This is a genomic window from Shewanella litoralis, assembly GCF_009828585.1.
Classification (GTDB): domain Bacteria; phylum Pseudomonadota; class Gammaproteobacteria; order Enterobacterales; family Shewanellaceae; genus Shewanella; species Shewanella litoralis.
This window is the reverse complement of record NZ_WSRZ01000032.1, coordinates 25,794-41,023: the sequence shown is the minus strand read 5'-3', so window position 1 is coordinate 41,023 and position 15,230 is coordinate 25,794. Positions and strand designations below refer to the sequence as shown.

The 15,230-nt window shown below is 41.9% G+C and carries 15 protein-coding genes and 2 tRNA genes; 4 read left to right on the top strand and 13 right to left on the bottom strand.

Annotation, left to right across the window (positions count from 1 at the left end; translation table 11 throughout):
• Positions 1-15: 15 nt before the first annotated feature.
• The 10 genes from GQA99_RS18810 to GQA99_RS18765 all read right to left on the bottom strand — a co-directional run bounded on the left by GQA99_RS18810 (position 16) and on the right by GQA99_RS18765 (position 7,863).
• Positions 16-91 (bottom strand) — tRNA-Lys (locus GQA99_RS18810).
• 132 nt (positions 92-223) lie between these two features.
• Positions 224-299: transfer RNA gene (locus tag GQA99_RS18805), tRNA-Lys, on the bottom strand.
• A gap of 356 nt (positions 300-655) precedes the next feature.
• Entirely contained in the window at positions 656-1,399 is a 744-nt protein-coding gene (gene ybgF, locus GQA99_RS18800) for a tol-pal system protein YbgF (RefSeq protein ID WP_160056543.1), read from the bottom strand.
• Positions 1,400-1,455: 56 nt separating this feature from the next.
• Positions 1,456-1,992 (bottom strand): peptidoglycan-associated lipoprotein Pal, encoded by a 537-nt coding sequence (pal, locus tag GQA99_RS18795; protein ID WP_160056541.1) that lies wholly within the window; start codon positions 1,990-1,992, stop codon positions 1,456-1,458.
• 23 nt (positions 1,993-2,015) lie between these two features.
• Positions 2,016-3,344, bottom strand: coding sequence for a Tol-Pal system beta propeller repeat protein TolB (tolB, locus tag GQA99_RS18790; protein WP_160056539.1), 1,329 nt, complete (start codon positions 3,342-3,344; stop codon positions 2,016-2,018).
• 41 nt (positions 3,345-3,385) lie between these two features.
• Positions 3,386-4,369: a cell envelope integrity protein TolA gene (tolA, locus tag GQA99_RS18785; RefSeq protein ID WP_160056537.1), complete on the bottom strand. Its 984-nt coding sequence runs from the start codon at positions 4,367-4,369 to the stop codon at positions 3,386-3,388.
• A complete protein-coding gene (tolR, locus tag GQA99_RS18780) occupies positions 4,370-4,798 on the bottom strand; it encodes a protein TolR (RefSeq protein ID WP_160056535.1) in 429 nt (142 codons plus the stop codon). It lies immediately after the preceding gene.
• The gene (gene tolQ, locus GQA99_RS18775; RefSeq protein WP_160056533.1) at positions 4,798-5,487 is read right to left on the bottom strand and encodes a protein TolQ; all 690 of its coding nucleotides are present in this window, start codon (positions 5,485-5,487) and stop codon (positions 4,798-4,800) included. The genes tolR and tolQ overlap by 1 nt, the downstream gene beginning before the upstream one ends.
• Positions 5,477-5,878, bottom strand: a complete 402-nt coding sequence (gene ybgC / locus GQA99_RS18770; RefSeq protein ID WP_160056547.1) for a tol-pal system-associated acyl-CoA thioesterase — start codon at positions 5,876-5,878, stop codon at positions 5,477-5,479. Before ybgC ends, tolQ begins: the two co-directional genes overlap by 11 nt.
• Before the next feature lie 1,115 nt (positions 5,879-6,993).
• Complete coding sequence (locus tag GQA99_RS18765) at positions 6,994-7,863, bottom strand: flagellar protein MotY (RefSeq protein ID WP_160056531.1); 870 nt, start codon at positions 7,861-7,863, stop codon at positions 6,994-6,996.
• Positions 7,864-8,049: 186 nt separating this feature from the next.
• On the opposite strand from GQA99_RS18765, the gene rnt reads away from it, so the two are divergent.
• Positions 8,050-8,712 carry a ribonuclease T gene (gene rnt, locus GQA99_RS18760; RefSeq protein WP_160056529.1) on the top strand — a complete coding sequence of 221 codons (663 nt, stop codon included), beginning with the start codon at positions 8,050-8,052 and terminating at the stop codon, positions 8,710-8,712.
• A 151-nt stretch (positions 8,713-8,863) separates the two neighbouring features.
• On the opposite strand, the gene GQA99_RS18755 is transcribed toward rnt, so the two are convergent.
• The gene (locus GQA99_RS18755) at positions 8,864-9,469 is read right to left on the bottom strand and encodes a peroxiredoxin (RefSeq protein WP_160056527.1); all 606 of its coding nucleotides are present in this window, start codon (positions 9,467-9,469) and stop codon (positions 8,864-8,866) included.
• A gap of 700 nt (positions 9,470-10,169) precedes the next feature.
• Here GQA99_RS18755 and GQA99_RS18750 point away from each other — a divergent pair.
• Entirely contained in the window at positions 10,170-11,492 is a 1,323-nt protein-coding gene (locus tag GQA99_RS18750) for a Na+/H+ antiporter family protein (RefSeq protein ID WP_160056525.1), read from the top strand.
• A gap of 101 nt (positions 11,493-11,593) precedes the next feature.
• Here GQA99_RS18750 and upp read toward each other — a convergent pair whose 3' ends face one another.
• A complete protein-coding gene (upp, locus tag GQA99_RS18745) occupies positions 11,594-12,220 on the bottom strand; it encodes a uracil phosphoribosyltransferase (protein ID WP_160056523.1) in 627 nt (208 codons plus the stop codon).
• Positions 12,221-12,460: 240 nt separating this feature from the next.
• On the opposite strand from upp, the gene purM reads away from it, so the two are divergent.
• The gene (gene purM / locus GQA99_RS18740) at positions 12,461-13,498 is read left to right on the top strand and encodes a phosphoribosylformylglycinamidine cyclo-ligase (protein ID WP_160056521.1); all 1,038 of its coding nucleotides are present in this window, start codon (positions 12,461-12,463) and stop codon (positions 13,496-13,498) included.
• A complete protein-coding gene (gene purN / locus GQA99_RS18735) occupies positions 13,498-14,142 on the top strand; it encodes a phosphoribosylglycinamide formyltransferase (RefSeq protein WP_160056519.1) in 645 nt (214 codons plus the stop codon). The genes purM and purN overlap by 1 nt, the downstream gene beginning before the upstream one ends.
• Positions 14,143-14,216: 74 nt before the next feature.
• Here purN and cysB read toward each other — a convergent pair whose 3' ends face one another.
• Entirely contained in the window at positions 14,217-15,194 is a 978-nt protein-coding gene (cysB, locus tag GQA99_RS18730) for an HTH-type transcriptional regulator CysB (protein ID WP_160056517.1), read from the bottom strand.
• Between the last annotated feature and the right edge of the window lie 36 nt (positions 15,195-15,230).

Below are 15,230 nucleotides of genomic sequence, written 5' to 3'. Positions count from 1 at the left end.
CCACGATTTAGAAAGTGGTGGGTCGTGAAGGATTCGAACCTTCGACCAATTGGTTAAAAGCCAACTGCTCTACCGACTGAGCTAACGACCCATCTTGGTTTTTATAAGCTTTACTGCTTACTGGAGCAAAAGCCAACTGTCTATGTTTCAAGACCGACTGAGCTAACGACCCATCTGGTAAATCTGATATAACATCTAAATTCTTTAACCACGATTTAGAAAGTGGTGGGTCGTGAAGGATTCGAACCTTCGACCAATTGGTTAAAAGCCAACTGCTCTACCGACTGAGCTAACGACCCAACTTGGTTTTATAAGCTTTATCGCTTACTGGAACAGAAGCCAACTGTCTATGTTTCAAGACCCGCTGAGCTAACGACCCATCTTGGTTTTTATAAGCTTTATCGCTTACTGGAACAAAAGCCAACTGTCTATGTTTCAAGACCGACGTAGCTAACGACCCATCTTAAGTTTGCAAACCTTAATCACTTAATTATGCAGAAACTGCACAGGTAGATTAATGCTTTTAAACCCCTCAGAAGGCTGTGCCGTTCTGAGGGCGCCTATAATACCTTTTTCAATTTCTCATGCAAGCGCAAATTTATAATTTGTTGTTGTTTGCATGAAAAACAGACTAAGAGGCTGTTTTTTGGCTTAATTAGCCTTTCAATGCTGATAATTGCTGTTGAGCAAGGCGTGAAGATGCACTGTCAGCATATTCTTTAAGGACTTTGTTATAGAGTGCGCGAGCACCTGCTGAGTCATTTTCTTTCTCAGCAATCATCCCAAGTTTCACTAAGCTGTCACCACGCTTGTTCGAGTCTGAGAACTTACTCACAACGGTGCTGAATGCTTGCTTAGCGGCAGTATAGTCGCCTTTGTTGTATAACAATTGGCCTAACCAATAGTTTGCATTTGCTGCATAACTAGAATCTGGGTATTGTTTAATAAAATCCCGAAACGCAGGAATGGCATCATCGTATTTACGATCTTTCAAAACGAGGTTCACAGCAGCTTCATAGCTAGCGGTTTCACCTAATGTGGAACTGGCAGCAGCAACCGTTGCAGGGTCTGCTTGAGCTTCAGCAGGCGCCGCTTGGGTTGATGACTTAGCAGTAAGATTAGCAATTTCTTCATAAAGCTGACGTTGACGCTGCAGCATTTGATTCATTTGATAATTTTGTTGCTCAGTAATGCCTCGTAAATCCAACACTTCATTTTGTAATGCATCCATACGGCGTTGCATTTCAAACTCGCCCTGTTGCTTGGCCTTAATAATACGTTCTAGTTTCGCGAGTCGATCATCACTTGAACCACTCGAAGCATCTGAAACAGGTGCTGGTGCCGCAAATGCTGTCGCCGTAGTGAAGAACATTGCCGCAACTAATATGGCTTGTTTCATTTTTTTCACTCCTAAAAAAGGCCAACCGATACCGGTTGGCCTTGTATTTTTAACGCTTAGTAAACTAACACACCACGACGGTTTAAACCAAAACCAGTGTCAGTACGAGAGAAATCTAATGGCTTCTCTTCACCGTAGCTTACGATACTCATTTGGTTAGGTTGCACACCCATACCTTGTAAGTATTTAGCAATAGCTTTAGCACGACGTTCGCCTAGTGCGATGTTGTACTCTGGCGTACCACGTTCATCGGCGTGACCTTCGATCAATACACGAACACTTGGGTTTTCGACTAAATAGTTACCGTGCGCTTGAAGAATATCAGCGTTTTCGCTTTGAACTTCACTGCGGTCAAAATCAAAGTAAATGATATTTTGACGACGTAGCTCTTGTTCTTTTAAACGCTGCTGTTCAGCTGGGCTTAATACTGCACCAGCACCACCAGTTTCAATACCACCAGCACCATATTCACTACCAGTACCACTCATAGAACCGTTAGCGTCAGTCTCAGAGTCTGAAGTTGAGCTACAGGCACCCAGTGCCATAAGCGGAACTGCAACCAACATAGCTTTAAACAACTTATTCAGATCCATTTTAAATCCTTATCAATATCTATTTAGAGAAACGGAGACCATGCTGGTGACTTCACCTCGCCCTGGCCGACAGGCAATCTTGCTTTAAATCTGCCGTCTACAGAGACAGCAGCTAATACTTGTTTACCTTCATGGGTTGTACCATAGATAACCATAGTGCCGTTTGGAGCAACACTTGGTGATTCATCAAGTTGAGTTGACGAAAGCACCTGCATAAAGCGTGTTGCTAAATCCATTCTAGCAATGTGGAACTTACCATTAGTACGGTTTACAAAAATCATACTACGACCGTCTGGAGTAATAGAACCACCAAGGTTCCATTCGCCTTCAAATGTCATACGAGAGACTTTATTTGTATCTAAACTTACACGATATAACTGTGGTCTACCGCCACGCTCAGAGGTAAATAACAATGATTTACCATCTGGGAACCACGAAGGTTCAGTATCGATCGCATAATGGTCGGTAATGCGCTGTGAAGCTTTAGTCGCAATATCGACAACATAAATTTCTGGTTGGCCATCTTTCGATAATGTAATGGCTAACTTTTTACCGTCTGGTGAGAATGACGGAGCGCCATTGATACCATTAAAACTACTTACCATAGTACGCGTTTGGCTGTAGATGTCTTGTACAAAAATTTCTGCTTTTCTGTTTTCAAAACTCACATACGCTAGACGACGACCATCAGGAGACCAGGTTGGTGACATTAATGGTTCTGGCGAACGTAACAACATTTGTTCGTTATAGCCATCATAGTCAGCAATCATCAAATGATAAGGCGCTTTTTGACCTTGTTTAACAACAACATATGCAATACGAGTTAAGAACGCACCACGTATACCAGTCAGTTTTTCATAAACGATGTCACTAATACGGTGGCCATATTGTCTAAACTGGCTAGCACTTATCACCGTCTCACGGCTTTCAAGCAATAGTTCACTGTTATTAACAGGGCCCTTACTTAATACATTTCGAGCTTTAAATAAGTCGATTAGCTCAAAACTAACAAGATATTGGTCTGCACCATAAGGTTTTACGCTACCCACAACAATGGCTTCAGCGTCAACGTTTGCCCAATTTTGTGCAGCAAAACCGCTAACAGAAGACAAGTTCGTTTGTGGCAATGCACGTACATCTAATGACTTAAAAGCACCACTACGAGCTAAGTCAGATGTTACGACGTCTGAAATAGAGGCTGGTGCAGGTCCTTGCCCTTGCCAAACAAAAGGCACAACCGCAATCGGTCTTGCCGCATCAACGCCTTCTGTAATTACAATATCTAACGCTGCGCGAGCAGGTGTTGTTAACACAACAAGTGCCAGTGTTAACCATTTAGCCAAATTCTTCATGCGACTCCTTTAATTCAATTCCATCTTAAATACGTTTGATATTAATTAAATTCCGGTGAAACGGTTAAATTAATTTCTTTTAACTGTTGATAAACAGCAGGCTCTGGCGATACAGGTAAACGCCCCGCTTTATTTATCGAAACTTTTGCTGCACGGCAAACAACCTGGTCGCCTTCAAGTGTTTGTGCTGTTGTCACAAACCCATCTGCGGCTAAGCGAATAAAGACTCGGCAACTTTTACCCCGCATTGATTCATCCACCACTAGGTTACGCTGAATAGTGGCAATAATCATCGCTTTGTATTTATCAACTTCTGACAATACTTGCCTGTTGCGTGTTTTAGATAACGAATCTTGCTCTGCGGCCATTGCTTCAGCCATTTCACGTTCTTGACGTGCTTTAGCATCCGCCTCAGCTTTACGCTTACGTTCTGCATCTTCACGTTGTTTACGTTCGGCTTCCTCTTTACGTTTGCGTTCTTCTTCTGCACGTTGGCGCTCTTCTTGCGCTTTTTTGGCAGTAGCTTCTTCCTGCTTACGTTTTTCAGCGGCTTGTTTAGCGGCTTCTTCAGATGCCTTTTGTTCTTTTTCTTTCTGTTTTCTGATCTCTTCAGCTTTTAAAGCACGCTCTTTCTCTTGCTGCTGCTTAACCTGAGCGGCTTTAGCGGCATCATTTGCTTTTTGCGTTTCAGCTTCTTTCAACTTACGTTGGATCTCTAACGTTTTAATCTTTTCTTGTTCGCTTTCACGTTCACGCCTTGCTTCAAGTGCTTTACGTTCTAGCTCTGCTTGACGCGCTTTCTCTTGTTGCAGCGCATCTTGCTTTTGTTTCTTTAATTGCTCAACTCGATCAGTCACTTTTTGTTGATCAATCACAATTGCTTGCACAGCAGGCGCACTGGCTGCCGTTTGCATTTGTTTAGGCTTATCGTCAAAACTAATGCCTAAGGCAAGAATGACAATAACCCCAATGTGAATACCCGCCGAAATAGAAACGGGTACGGTTAAATCTGAGTTTCCAGCCACCTATTTCTCCTTCGGCGAATCGGTCATAAGTCCTACAGCAGGCACTCCCGCACCTTGCAGACTTATCATTAATTGAATCACGCTCTCATACGGAATTGAGCGGTCGGCTTTGACAACCACAGGTCTTAATGGTTCGAGTTGGATTAATGCTCCAACCTCGGTAGACACTTGCTCTAAATCCATCGCCACAGAGTTTGAGCTACTGCCAACGTTTAAAAAGTATTCACCCGCAGCGTCAATTGACGCCACAATCGGTGGTTTACTGTCTGGTGGCAGCGTTTCAGCATTGCCTTGCGGCAATTCAACTTTTACACCTTGCGATACAATTGGCGCTGTCACCATAAAAATGATTAACAACACCAACATGACGTCGATATAAGGCACCACGTTGATTTCTGCAACCGGACGACGACGTTTACGCTGATACATTAAACAGCTTCCTTCTCGCTATATGCTTGACGTTGCAATATGTTTGAGAATTCTTCCATAAAGTTAGCATATGAGCTTTCAAGCTTTTCTACTTGAGTCGAAAATCGGTTGTAACCGATTACCGCAGGAATTGCCGCAAATAGACCCATTGCGGTTGCAATCAATGCTTCAGCAATACCTGGTGCAACCATAGCTAACGTCGCATTCTCAACCGCACCAAGTGCGATAAACGAGTTCATGATCCCCCACACAGTACCAAACAAACCAATATATGGACTTGTTGAACCGATGGTCGCAAGTAAAGGTAAATTATTTTCAAGCTTTTCCATTTCACGAGACAAGCTTACACGCATCGCTCGTGATGTTCCGTCCATCACAGCTTCTGGAGATTTACTGTTGACTTTGCTTAAACGGGTATATTCTTTAAAACCAGCAACAAACATGGCCTCTAAACCAGAAATTGCACTACCACGTGCAATAAGCTCTTTATAAAGACGGTTTAAATCAACACCTGACCAAAAGGTGTCTTCAAAACGTAGCGCCTTTACTCTAGCAGAACTTAATAACTTGTTGCGTTGGATGATCACGGCCCAAGAGGCAATTGATAATGCCAACAAGGTCAACATGACCAATTTTACCAACACACTGGCTTCTAAAAACAAGCCAATAAATGAAATTTCAGCGTGCACTGTCAAACTCCTGAACAATATTTAGGGGAATAGCGCGGGGACGCATACGTGACAAAGATATACACGCGACAACCACTGTCGCTTCACAATAGCAATCACCTTGATGATCAACTAAGCGCTGGTGAAACACCAATGACGCTTTTTTTAATTCTACGACCTTGGATTCAACCAATAAGTCCTGTTCAAATTTTGCTGCTTTACGAAAATCTATTTCTGCATGTTTTACGACAAAAGCAATATCTTCCGCCAGTAAATCTGCTTGACGGACACCCATTGCTTTTAACCATTGTGTTCGTGCCCGTTCAAAAAATTTCAAATAGTTTGAATGATACACAACACCACCAGCATCGGTATCTTCATAGTAAATTGATATAGGCCAAACAAACATAATCAGAGCATCAATTCTTAGGAGACAAAAGTTGGCTTACTATACCGAGTAGCAACACGCTTGTGAATAATGCTTGAGGTTAAAAACAGACTTTATTTTGCTCAAAATGCGCTAAAACACGCGAATTACCTCAGGAACTGTAATAGATGAAGCTTTATTAATGTTTTTACCCAAAACATTAACAATTTTTTAAACAAAAAATCGTAATTAAACCACGAGTTATATGAGACGACATTAATTGAGAATGTGGTGATTAATTGACACTGAATCGCACAAATACATTATCCAACTTCTATTCTGTTTACCCCAGGCTCATTAAGTTTTTTACCACAAAAAAACACACTCAATAACGTCACATCAAAAGCGTAATCCCCCTTCAAAACACAAGACCTCAAACAGAACTTATCAACACTTAATTTAACCTTAAAACCACAAGATAATAACCTCTTGCTTGCCACTAACACCACCTTACTTCTATAAAAAATACAGTAAACACGATTTGGGCGATTCAGCGGCAACAATTGCATTATTCACTGTATTTACCACTAAAAATGTGTCTCAAGAATCATCATCTGATTTTTTTGTTAAATATTATCGTTTAAACCAATTTGCTAATCCGACTAGTTATGCAACAAAAATGGATAATAACCTAGCAAACCACTACAACTGGATATAAAGCCTATTTTTGCTTCCAACAAAACCGTTAAACCATTAGTTTTAATAATGCGAAACTGTAATTTTTCTAGTTTGTCGAATAAGTGTATTCACTCTAATATAGCCTTGTTTTCAGGACACATCCGATTCAGATGTTGAAAACCAAGAACTCCAAACTGGTGTAACCCAATACTTCAGTTTACCCTAGTTCTTATGCTTGACTTCCTTCCTTAAATTTGTTGATTGCAAATTATTTAGCCCACTTGGATTAAGTGGGTTTTTTTTGCTTTTTTTTCAACAAGCCACTGCACTTAATCAATACAGACGAGTCCATGGCTGCACAAGTTTTTTACATCACATCTCACACAGCAAGAGTATCAATGTAATGCCCATATTTGAGGCAAAAAATAAGCCCAGGCAGTGATCCGCTTGGGCTTATTCTACAATATCGGCTATGTAGCAGATTAAATCTCTTTGGTAATTTTAATCACCACGCGACGGTTGATTTGGCGTTCTTGTGCAAGCTCGTTAGCCGCAACATGGCGCTTCTCTCCATGGCCTTGGGTATGAATACGGTCTTGCGGGATACCGCTGGCAACCAAAATATCTTTAACTGAGTCAGCACGTTTATCTGACACTCTTTGGTTTACTGAGCGGCCACCGTAGCTGTCTGTGTAGGCATCAATCAGTACTAGCTCTACTTCAGGGTCAAAAGACAAATAGCGTTGCACTTTTTGTAACTGCATTTTCGAAAAACGCGTGAGCTCTACACCACCCTCTTGGTAATTTAATACGGTAAACGCAATATCATCAAAACTGTAAGGCAGTAAATTGGCTAAACAAGCGCGAAACTCACGGTATTTGCCACCAAAGTTAGCAGACGATAATCCGACCGCAATTTTGGAACTTTGGTTGTACCAATCGGCATAATAGAACGTCGGTTCCATTCCTTGGCTTAATTCCGTCAACATCGACCATGCGGCTTTTTTAGGGACTTCGCCATTAAACTGTTTTTGATAAGACAGTTGGGTAATTTCTTTAGAATTATGTCCTGGGCGCCAACTCGGTGCACGGCTAATTAACCTGGCATTGGTTACAGAATCAGGCTTTAGCCACATGTCTAAGGTGAAATGTAGATTTAACTCTTTGCCGGCATGGCTAGTAAAAATGGCCCGACCGTAATCTGGAATGTCATGTTCGAGTCGACATTCAATGGGGTTATTTTCACCTACTCGCCATGCTGAGTTTTCTAAAGACGCAACATAATGTCTCAAATCGGCATGAGCCGTTGAGCAAAGACACAAACTTGTGAGTACCATCAGTTTTCGCCACATAAAAAACACCCTTTATATCGGTTACATAGTAGCTATCGGCCTTATACTGGGTTTCTTTAGTAGACAATCATGTTTAATCGCTGATAAAAACCACAATCAAACATGACACTGCGCCTCAGTTTGCGCATAATACTCGGCTTATGTCATTTGCTCTGAAAATGATATCAATTGAGGATGAAGACTGTAATGACTGATATTTGTGACGCTAACAAGTTTAAACACCGCTTCCGTGGTTATTTCCCTGTGGTGATTGACGTTGAAACGGCCGGTTTTAATGCCAAAACAGATGCGTTGCTTGAGATTGCCGTCAGCATGTTAAAAATGAACAGTGATGGTGTCATTGAACTCGATAAAACCTTACATTTTCATATTGAACCATTTGAAGGTGCAAATTTAGAACCCGAAGCTTTAGCATTTAACGGCATTGACCCAACCAATCCGCTACGTGGTGCTGTAGATGAAAAAGTGGCTTTTTTAGAAATCTTTAAAGAAGTTAAAAAAGCCCAAAAAGCCGCTGACTGTCATCGCTGTATTATTGTCGCCCACAATGCTGCATTTGATTTAGGTTTTGTTAATCAGGCAATCGAACGTAATAGTTTAAAACGTTCACCTTTCCATCCGTTTGCAAGCTTTGATACTGCAACACTGGCAGGTTTAGCCATTGGCCATACAGTACTGGCTAAAGCGTGTAAAATGGCAGGAATTGATTTTGACAACAAAGAAGCACATTCAGCGCTTTACGACACAGAACGTACAGCGGAATTATTTTGCCATATCGTTAATCGTTGGAAAGCTCTCGGTGGTTGGCCACTTGTTAGTGCAGACGCCGATGACGCGCAAGCAGAATAAATAACCTGAGAAAATACGTTACATCAACCAGCACTTTATTTGGCCGGTATCAATAACAACCGCGATGAGTATAGTGAGTATCTCTCTCAATCATTTATTGCAACAAAAAAGCTGCCGAGGCAGCTTTTTTTATTGGCTAAAACTCGCAGCATTATAGCTTTGAAGAGTTATCTTTTAAGTATGCAGCCACACCTTCAGTGCTAGCAGTCATACCTTTTTCGCCTTTTGACCAGCCTGCTGGACAAACTTCACCGTGCTCTTCATGGAACTGAAGGGCGTCAATCATACGGATCATTTCATCAACGTTACGGCCTAATGGTAAATCGTTAACCACTTGGTGACGTACTTGGCCTTCTTTATCTACTAAGAAAGAACCACGGAAAGCAACACCCGCTTCTGGATGCTCAACATCGTACGCTTTACAGATTTCGTGCTTAACGTCAGCTACTAGAGTGTATTTAACTTGGCCAATACCACCCTTGTCGACTGGAGTGTTACGCCATGCGTTATGAGTAAACTGTGAATCAATAGAAACACCAATCACTTCAACACCACGCTTAGTGAACTCTTCCATGCGGTGATCAAAAGCAATAAGCTCTGATGGGCATACAAAAGTAAAATCAAGTGGGTAGAAGAAAATAACCGCTGGCTTACCTTTAATTGCGGTAGCTAGGTTAAATGTGTCAACAATTTCACCAGAACCAAGAACGGCTGCTGCGGTAAAATCTGGGGCTGGACGGCCTACTAATACGCTCATTATCTATCTCCATTTAATGGCTTTTTACATGTTACAAGGGCGCAGATACTCTTCCGTGGTTACCCACTACTCAAACTCTACTGCCATTGATACTTATTCAGTCATATACCATACAGTTAATTTAGCCGACTTATAAGCTATTTCAGTTGAAAAAAGTTTACCTGCTGAAAAATAAAACATGCAGGCTCACTAATATAATACTGCCGTGTGACAAAAACACGACAAAGTCTGATAAATCGGTAAACTCAGCCATACAGCCATGATGTGTTGCGCTATTTTGTTATTAGAGCAATTAACACATCGGCTAATATGTATTAAATCTGTTCAACAATTGATGTATACCCAATCAACCTGAAGATCCGTGTTTCAGAGCTTCACCGTGTTTTCAATACTAGGCGCGTTAATGCGGTAATGTAGGTACCTTATAAATTAGCGCAACAACGTAGTGATAACACGGTGAAACTCCCAAAGGGCAAGTTTTACACGTGTTTATGCTGCGTTATTGATTTTGGAAAGGGAACGACCATTACCCGCAATCAATGCCTTGCCTAAACGCGTGTAAATTCTTGCTGAAATCGAGCATCTTCAGGTTGTTTGGGTATAAACCTTGCATCATCACCTAAAATTTTCATCTGCACTGGACAAACACCACTGCGGCAGTCAAAAATAGCCGTCTCATTTACTTTAAAGAATTACGATTATGAATGCGGTTGTTATCGCTGTCTGTTTAATGCTGTTTTTAAGCTTTATTCGAATTAACGTTGTGGTTGCATTAACCATCAGTGCCGTTGTTGCGGGTTTAGTCGGTGGATTAGATATTCATCAAACCATCGCGGCCTTTAATGATGGTTTAGGTGGTGGTGCTCAAATCGCGTTAAGTTACGCATTATTAGGCGCTTTTGCTGCCGCGTTGTCTCACTCAGGCTTAACGACATTAATTTCTCATGCCATTATTAACAAATTAGGCAAAGAACCAAATAGCAGTAACACCCAAATGGTGCGGTGGTTATTGTTAGTCACCATTCTTGCAATGGCTGTGTCGTCGCAGAACATTTTACCAATCCACATCGCCTTTATTCCTATTCTTATTCCGCCTTTATTGCATGTTATTTCTAAACTCAATATCGATCGTCGGCTCATAGCATGTATTTTAACGTTTGGCTTAGTCACCACTTATATGATTTTACCGATTGGTTTTGGTGGCATTTTCTTAAATGATATTTTATTGGCTAATTTAAATACCAATGGCTTAAATGCCGTCACAACTCAAATACCACAAGCCATGTTATTGCCAGCTCTGGGCATGGTGTGCGGTTTACTCACCGCGGTATTCATTAGTTACCGTAAACCAAGAGAGTACATGATTGAGCAGCCGGTGGTGAGTGACACAGAAACACCGGTGATTAGCCGAAAAAGCATTATCATTTCTATATCGGCCATTGTCGTTACACTCATTGTTCAACTGCAAACTGACTCGATGATTTTTGGCGCATTAAGTGGTTTCATCATTTTTCGTTTTTCAGGCATTATTAAACAAGACATCAGCAAAGACTTGTTTAATCAAGGCGTGCATATGATGGCTAACATCGGCTTTATTATGATTGCCGCGGCAGGTTTTGCTGCTGTCGTGAAATCAACTGGTGAAGTCGGCACTTTGGTAACATCATTAGGCGATATTATTGGCGATAATAAAGCGCTCGCCGCACTATTAATGTTGATTGTGGGTTTGCTTATTACCATGGGGATTGGCTCATCGTTTTCGACTATTCCCATTATCGCCACAATTTATGTGCCATTAGCGCTCAGCTTTGGTTTTTCGGTTGCGGCAACGATTGCGTTAGTCGGCACAGCAGCTGCACTTGGCGATGCGGGCTCTCCAGCATCAGATTCGACCTTAGGCCCTACTGCAGGTCTTAATGCTGACGGCCAACATGATCATATTCGTGACAGTGTGATCCCTACATTTGTGCATTACAACATTCCATTGTTAGTCTTTGGCTGGATTGCAGCCATGGTGTTGTAGAACACAATCGTTTTATCAATTAACGTAAAATACTCATAAAAAATGGGAGCCTACTGGGCTCCCACTTTATTAACGATATTTTTTACCGGCTTAATAATCGGTTATTTCGTCCCGAAAATCTTATCACCTGCATCACCTAAACCAGGTAAAATATACCCTTGTTCGTTTAAGCAGTCATCAATGGCAGCAGTGTATAGTTCAATATCAGGATGCGCTTGCTCTAACGCTTTGATGCCTTCTGGCGCAGCGACAAGCACTAATGCTTTAATTGAAGTACAGCCACGCTTTTTGAGTAAATCGATAGTCGCAATCATTGAACCACCTGTCGCAAGCATTGGGTCGACCACTAACGCGATACGCTCTTCAACATTGCTGACGATTTTTTCAAAGTAAGGGACAGGTTGTAGCGTTTCTTCGTCACGGTAAATACCCACAACAGAGATACGTGCACTTGGAAGATGCTCAAGCACGCCGTCCATCATACCTAAACCCGCACGTAAAATAGGCACTACCGTAACTTTTTTACCTTTAAGTTGCTCAATACTGACAGGACCATTCCAACCATCAATAGTGACGGTTTCAGTTTCAAAATCAGCTGTTGCTTCATAGGTTAATAAACTGCCAACTTCAGTGGCCAGTTCACGAAATCGTTTGGTGCTGATATCCGCTTCACGCATCAAACCGACTTTATGACGAACCAGTGGATGCTTAACTTCAACGACTTTCATTTCTTTCTCCTAGATTTTTCGACTTTCAGGCAAATTTGACAAATGTTAGTCCATTTATCCCTTCTATAAAACATAAAGTTTCAAAAATGCAGTAAATCGTGAGCTAAACCAATAAAAAATAGGCAATTCATCGTTTTCTTTTGAGGATAAAGTAAAAACATGGCTTTCGACCAATGAGACAAACTGATAGAATACTGCCGCATAAAATTCCATAAAACGATGTACCCTAGAGGATCCTCCGTGAGCACTCCTACCCCCCTAAGTTACAAAGACGCCGGCGTTGATATCGATGCAGGTAATGCGTTAGTTAGCAACATTAAATCTGCGGTAAAACGCACTCGCCGTCCAGAAGTTATGGGCAATTTAGGCGGTTTTGGCGCACTATGCGAATTACCAACTAAATACAAGCACCCTGTATTGGTTTCGGGTACTGATGGTGTTGGTACCAAATTACGCTTAGCCATTGATTACAAAAAGCACGACACTGTTGGTGTCGATTTAGTTGCGATGTGTGTCAATGATTTAATTGTATCTGGTGCAGAGCCACTCTTTTTCCTCGACTATTACGCGACAGGCAAATTAGACGTTGAAACGGCGACTTCTGTAGTGAATGGTATTGCAGAAGGTTGTTTTCAGTCTGGCTGCGCATTAATTGGCGGTGAAACGGCTGAAATGCCAGGCATGTACGAAGGCGAAGATTACGATCTTGCTGGTTTCTGTGTTGGCGTTGTTGAAAAAGCTGACATCATTGACGGCACAAAAGTAAAAGCTGGCGATGCGCTGATTGCATTAGGTTCTAGTGGTCCTCACTCAAACGGTTATTCATTGATCCGTAAAGTATTAGAAGTTAGCCAGGCCGATACCCAGCAAGATCTTGCTGGCAAGCCGCTAATAGAGCACTTACTCGAGCCAACCAAAATTTATGTTAAGCCACTATTGAAACTGATTGAACAATCAGAGATTCATGCAATGGCGCACATCACTGGCGGCGGATTCTGGGAAAACATCCCACGAGTTCTTCCTGAAGATTGTAAAGCCGTTGTAAAAGGTGATTCTTGGCAGTGGCCAGTGGTATTTGACTGGTTAATGCAAAACGGTAACATCGCTCAACACGAAATGTACCTCACGTTTAACTGTGGCGTAGGCATGATTATCGCATTACCTGCAGACAAAGTAGATGCAGCATTAACACTACTTAAAGCTGAAGGCGAAAACGCTTGGTTAATTGGTGAAATTGCCACTCGTCAAGGTGACGAAGAGCAAGTGGAGATCATCTAATGAGCCAAAGCTGTCGTGTTGTGGTGCTGATCTCTGGCAGTGGTAGTAATCTTCAAGCCATTATTGATGGCTGTGACGATAACTTAAATGCCAATGTGGTTGGAGTCATTAGCAACAAACCGGATGCTTATGGATTAATCCGCGCTCACCATAGCGAAATTGATACCAGTTGTGTTATTGCTTATAAAAATGAAACGCGTAGCGAATACGATGCGCGTTTACTGGCTGCGGTTGAAAAATATCAACCCGATTTAGTTGTACTTGCTGGCTTTATGCGCATTTTAACCGATGACTTTGTTAGCCGTTTTCTAGGGAAAATGATCAATATCCATCCGTCATTGTTACCTAAGTACACCGGTTTACATACTCATCAACGTGCCATTGATGCCGGTGATAACGAACACGGTGCTAGCGTGCACTTTGTTATTCCAGAGCTAGACTCAGGACCGGTAATATTACAAGCAAAAGTGCCGGTATATGCAGGTGAAGATGCCGCTGAACTAGCAGAGCGAGTACATGAACAAGAGCATGCTATTTACCCATTAGTGGTTAAATGGTTTAGCTTAGGTCGATTAACAATGTCAGATGGTAAAGCGTATTTAGATGGCGAATTAATTGGCCCTTCTGGTTACGCGCCAGACTAAGCAAGATTAAGTTGTTATTCATCCATAAAAAACCTCGCGGCAGCGAGGTTTTTTGTTGGACAATATTGAATCGACTACCGTACAGGTAACGCGATATCGTCAAACATCTCGTCAATCAATTGCTGATCACGCAATGCCACCGCTTTTTCTACTACGTCACGAGTTAAATGAGGTGCGAAGTGCAACATAAAATCATACATGTAGCTGCGTAAAAAGCTGCCACGTCTAAAACCAATTTTCGTGGTGCTGTGGGCAAATAAATGGCTCGCATCAATCGCGACTAAATCTTTATCGACTGCGGGATCGATTGCCATCGAGGCAATCACACCCACGCCTAACCCTAAACGTACATAGGTTTTTAATACATCGGCACTGGTTGCGCTAAACACCACTCGAGGGTCTAAATCTGCGCGTTTAAATGACTTTTCAATTTCAGAGGCTTTATCAAAACCAAACACATAAGTCACTAATGGGTGCAGGGCCAAATCTTCGATACTGATTTTACCCGATTGAGTCGCCAAAGGATGATCGCGGGTCACCACAATTGAGCGATTCCAGTGATAACAAGGCAACATAATCAAATCGGTATATAAATGCATGGCTTCTGTGGCGATAGCAAAGTCGGCATCACCTCTCGCGGCTTGTTCGCTGATTTGCGAAGGCGTGCCTTGATGCATATGCAAGTTCACTTTTGGATAACGCTTAATGAACTCACGAATAATTTGTGGCAGCGCATAACGAGCTTGAGTATCTGTGGTGGCTATATTTAACTCACCTTGATTAGGTTTGGTGTACTCTTCTGATACTTTTTTAATACTGTCAACTTTGCTTAATATATCATTAGCGATATCAATTACTTGCTGACCAGCTGGCGTAACATGAGTTAAATGCTTACCACTGCGACCAAATATTTGAATCCCCAGCTCATCTTCAAGCATGCGCACTTGCTTACTGATACCAGGCTGTGAGGTATAGAGGTTTTCTGCTGTCGATGACACATTAAGATTATGTTTTACGACTTCTGCAATATATCTAAGTTGCTGCAGTTTCATGGTGTGATCCTTGATTTAACCGTCACCTATCCACAC

Bases quoted from the DNA above. Each gene is read 5' to 3' on its own strand.
- ybgF (WP_160056543.1), bottom strand. From the start codon at position 1,399: ATGAAACAAGCCATATTAGTTGCGGCAATGTTCTTCACTACGGCGACA.
- pal (WP_160056541.1), bottom strand. From the start codon at position 1,992: ATGGATCTGAATAAGTTGTTTAAAGCTATGTTGGTTGCAGTTCCGCTT.
- tolB (WP_160056539.1), bottom strand. From the start codon at position 3,344: ATGAAGAATTTGGCTAAATGGTTAACACTGGCACTTGTTGTGTTAACA.
- tolR (WP_160056535.1), bottom strand. From the start codon at position 4,798: ATGTATCAGCGTAAACGTCGTCGTCCGGTTGCAGAAATCAACGTGGTG.
- GQA99_RS18765 (WP_160056531.1), bottom strand. From the start codon at position 7,863: ATGTGGCGAAAACTGATGGTACTCACAAGTTTGTGTCTTTGCTCAACG.
- rnt (WP_160056529.1), top strand. From the start codon at position 8,050: ATGACTGATATTTGTGACGCTAACAAGTTTAAACACCGCTTCCGTGGT.
- GQA99_RS18755 (WP_160056527.1), bottom strand. From the start codon at position 9,469: ATGAGCGTATTAGTAGGCCGTCCAGCCCCAGATTTTACCGCAGCAGCC.
- GQA99_RS18750 (WP_160056525.1), top strand. From the start codon at position 10,170: ATGAATGCGGTTGTTATCGCTGTCTGTTTAATGCTGTTTTTAAGCTTT.
- upp (WP_160056523.1), bottom strand. From the start codon at position 12,220: ATGAAAGTCGTTGAAGTTAAGCATCCACTGGTTCGTCATAAAGTCGGT.
- purN (WP_160056519.1), top strand. From the start codon at position 13,498: ATGAGCCAAAGCTGTCGTGTTGTGGTGCTGATCTCTGGCAGTGGTAGT.
- cysB (WP_160056517.1), bottom strand. From the start codon at position 15,194: ATGAAACTGCAGCAACTTAGATATATTGCAGAAGTCGTAAAACATAAT.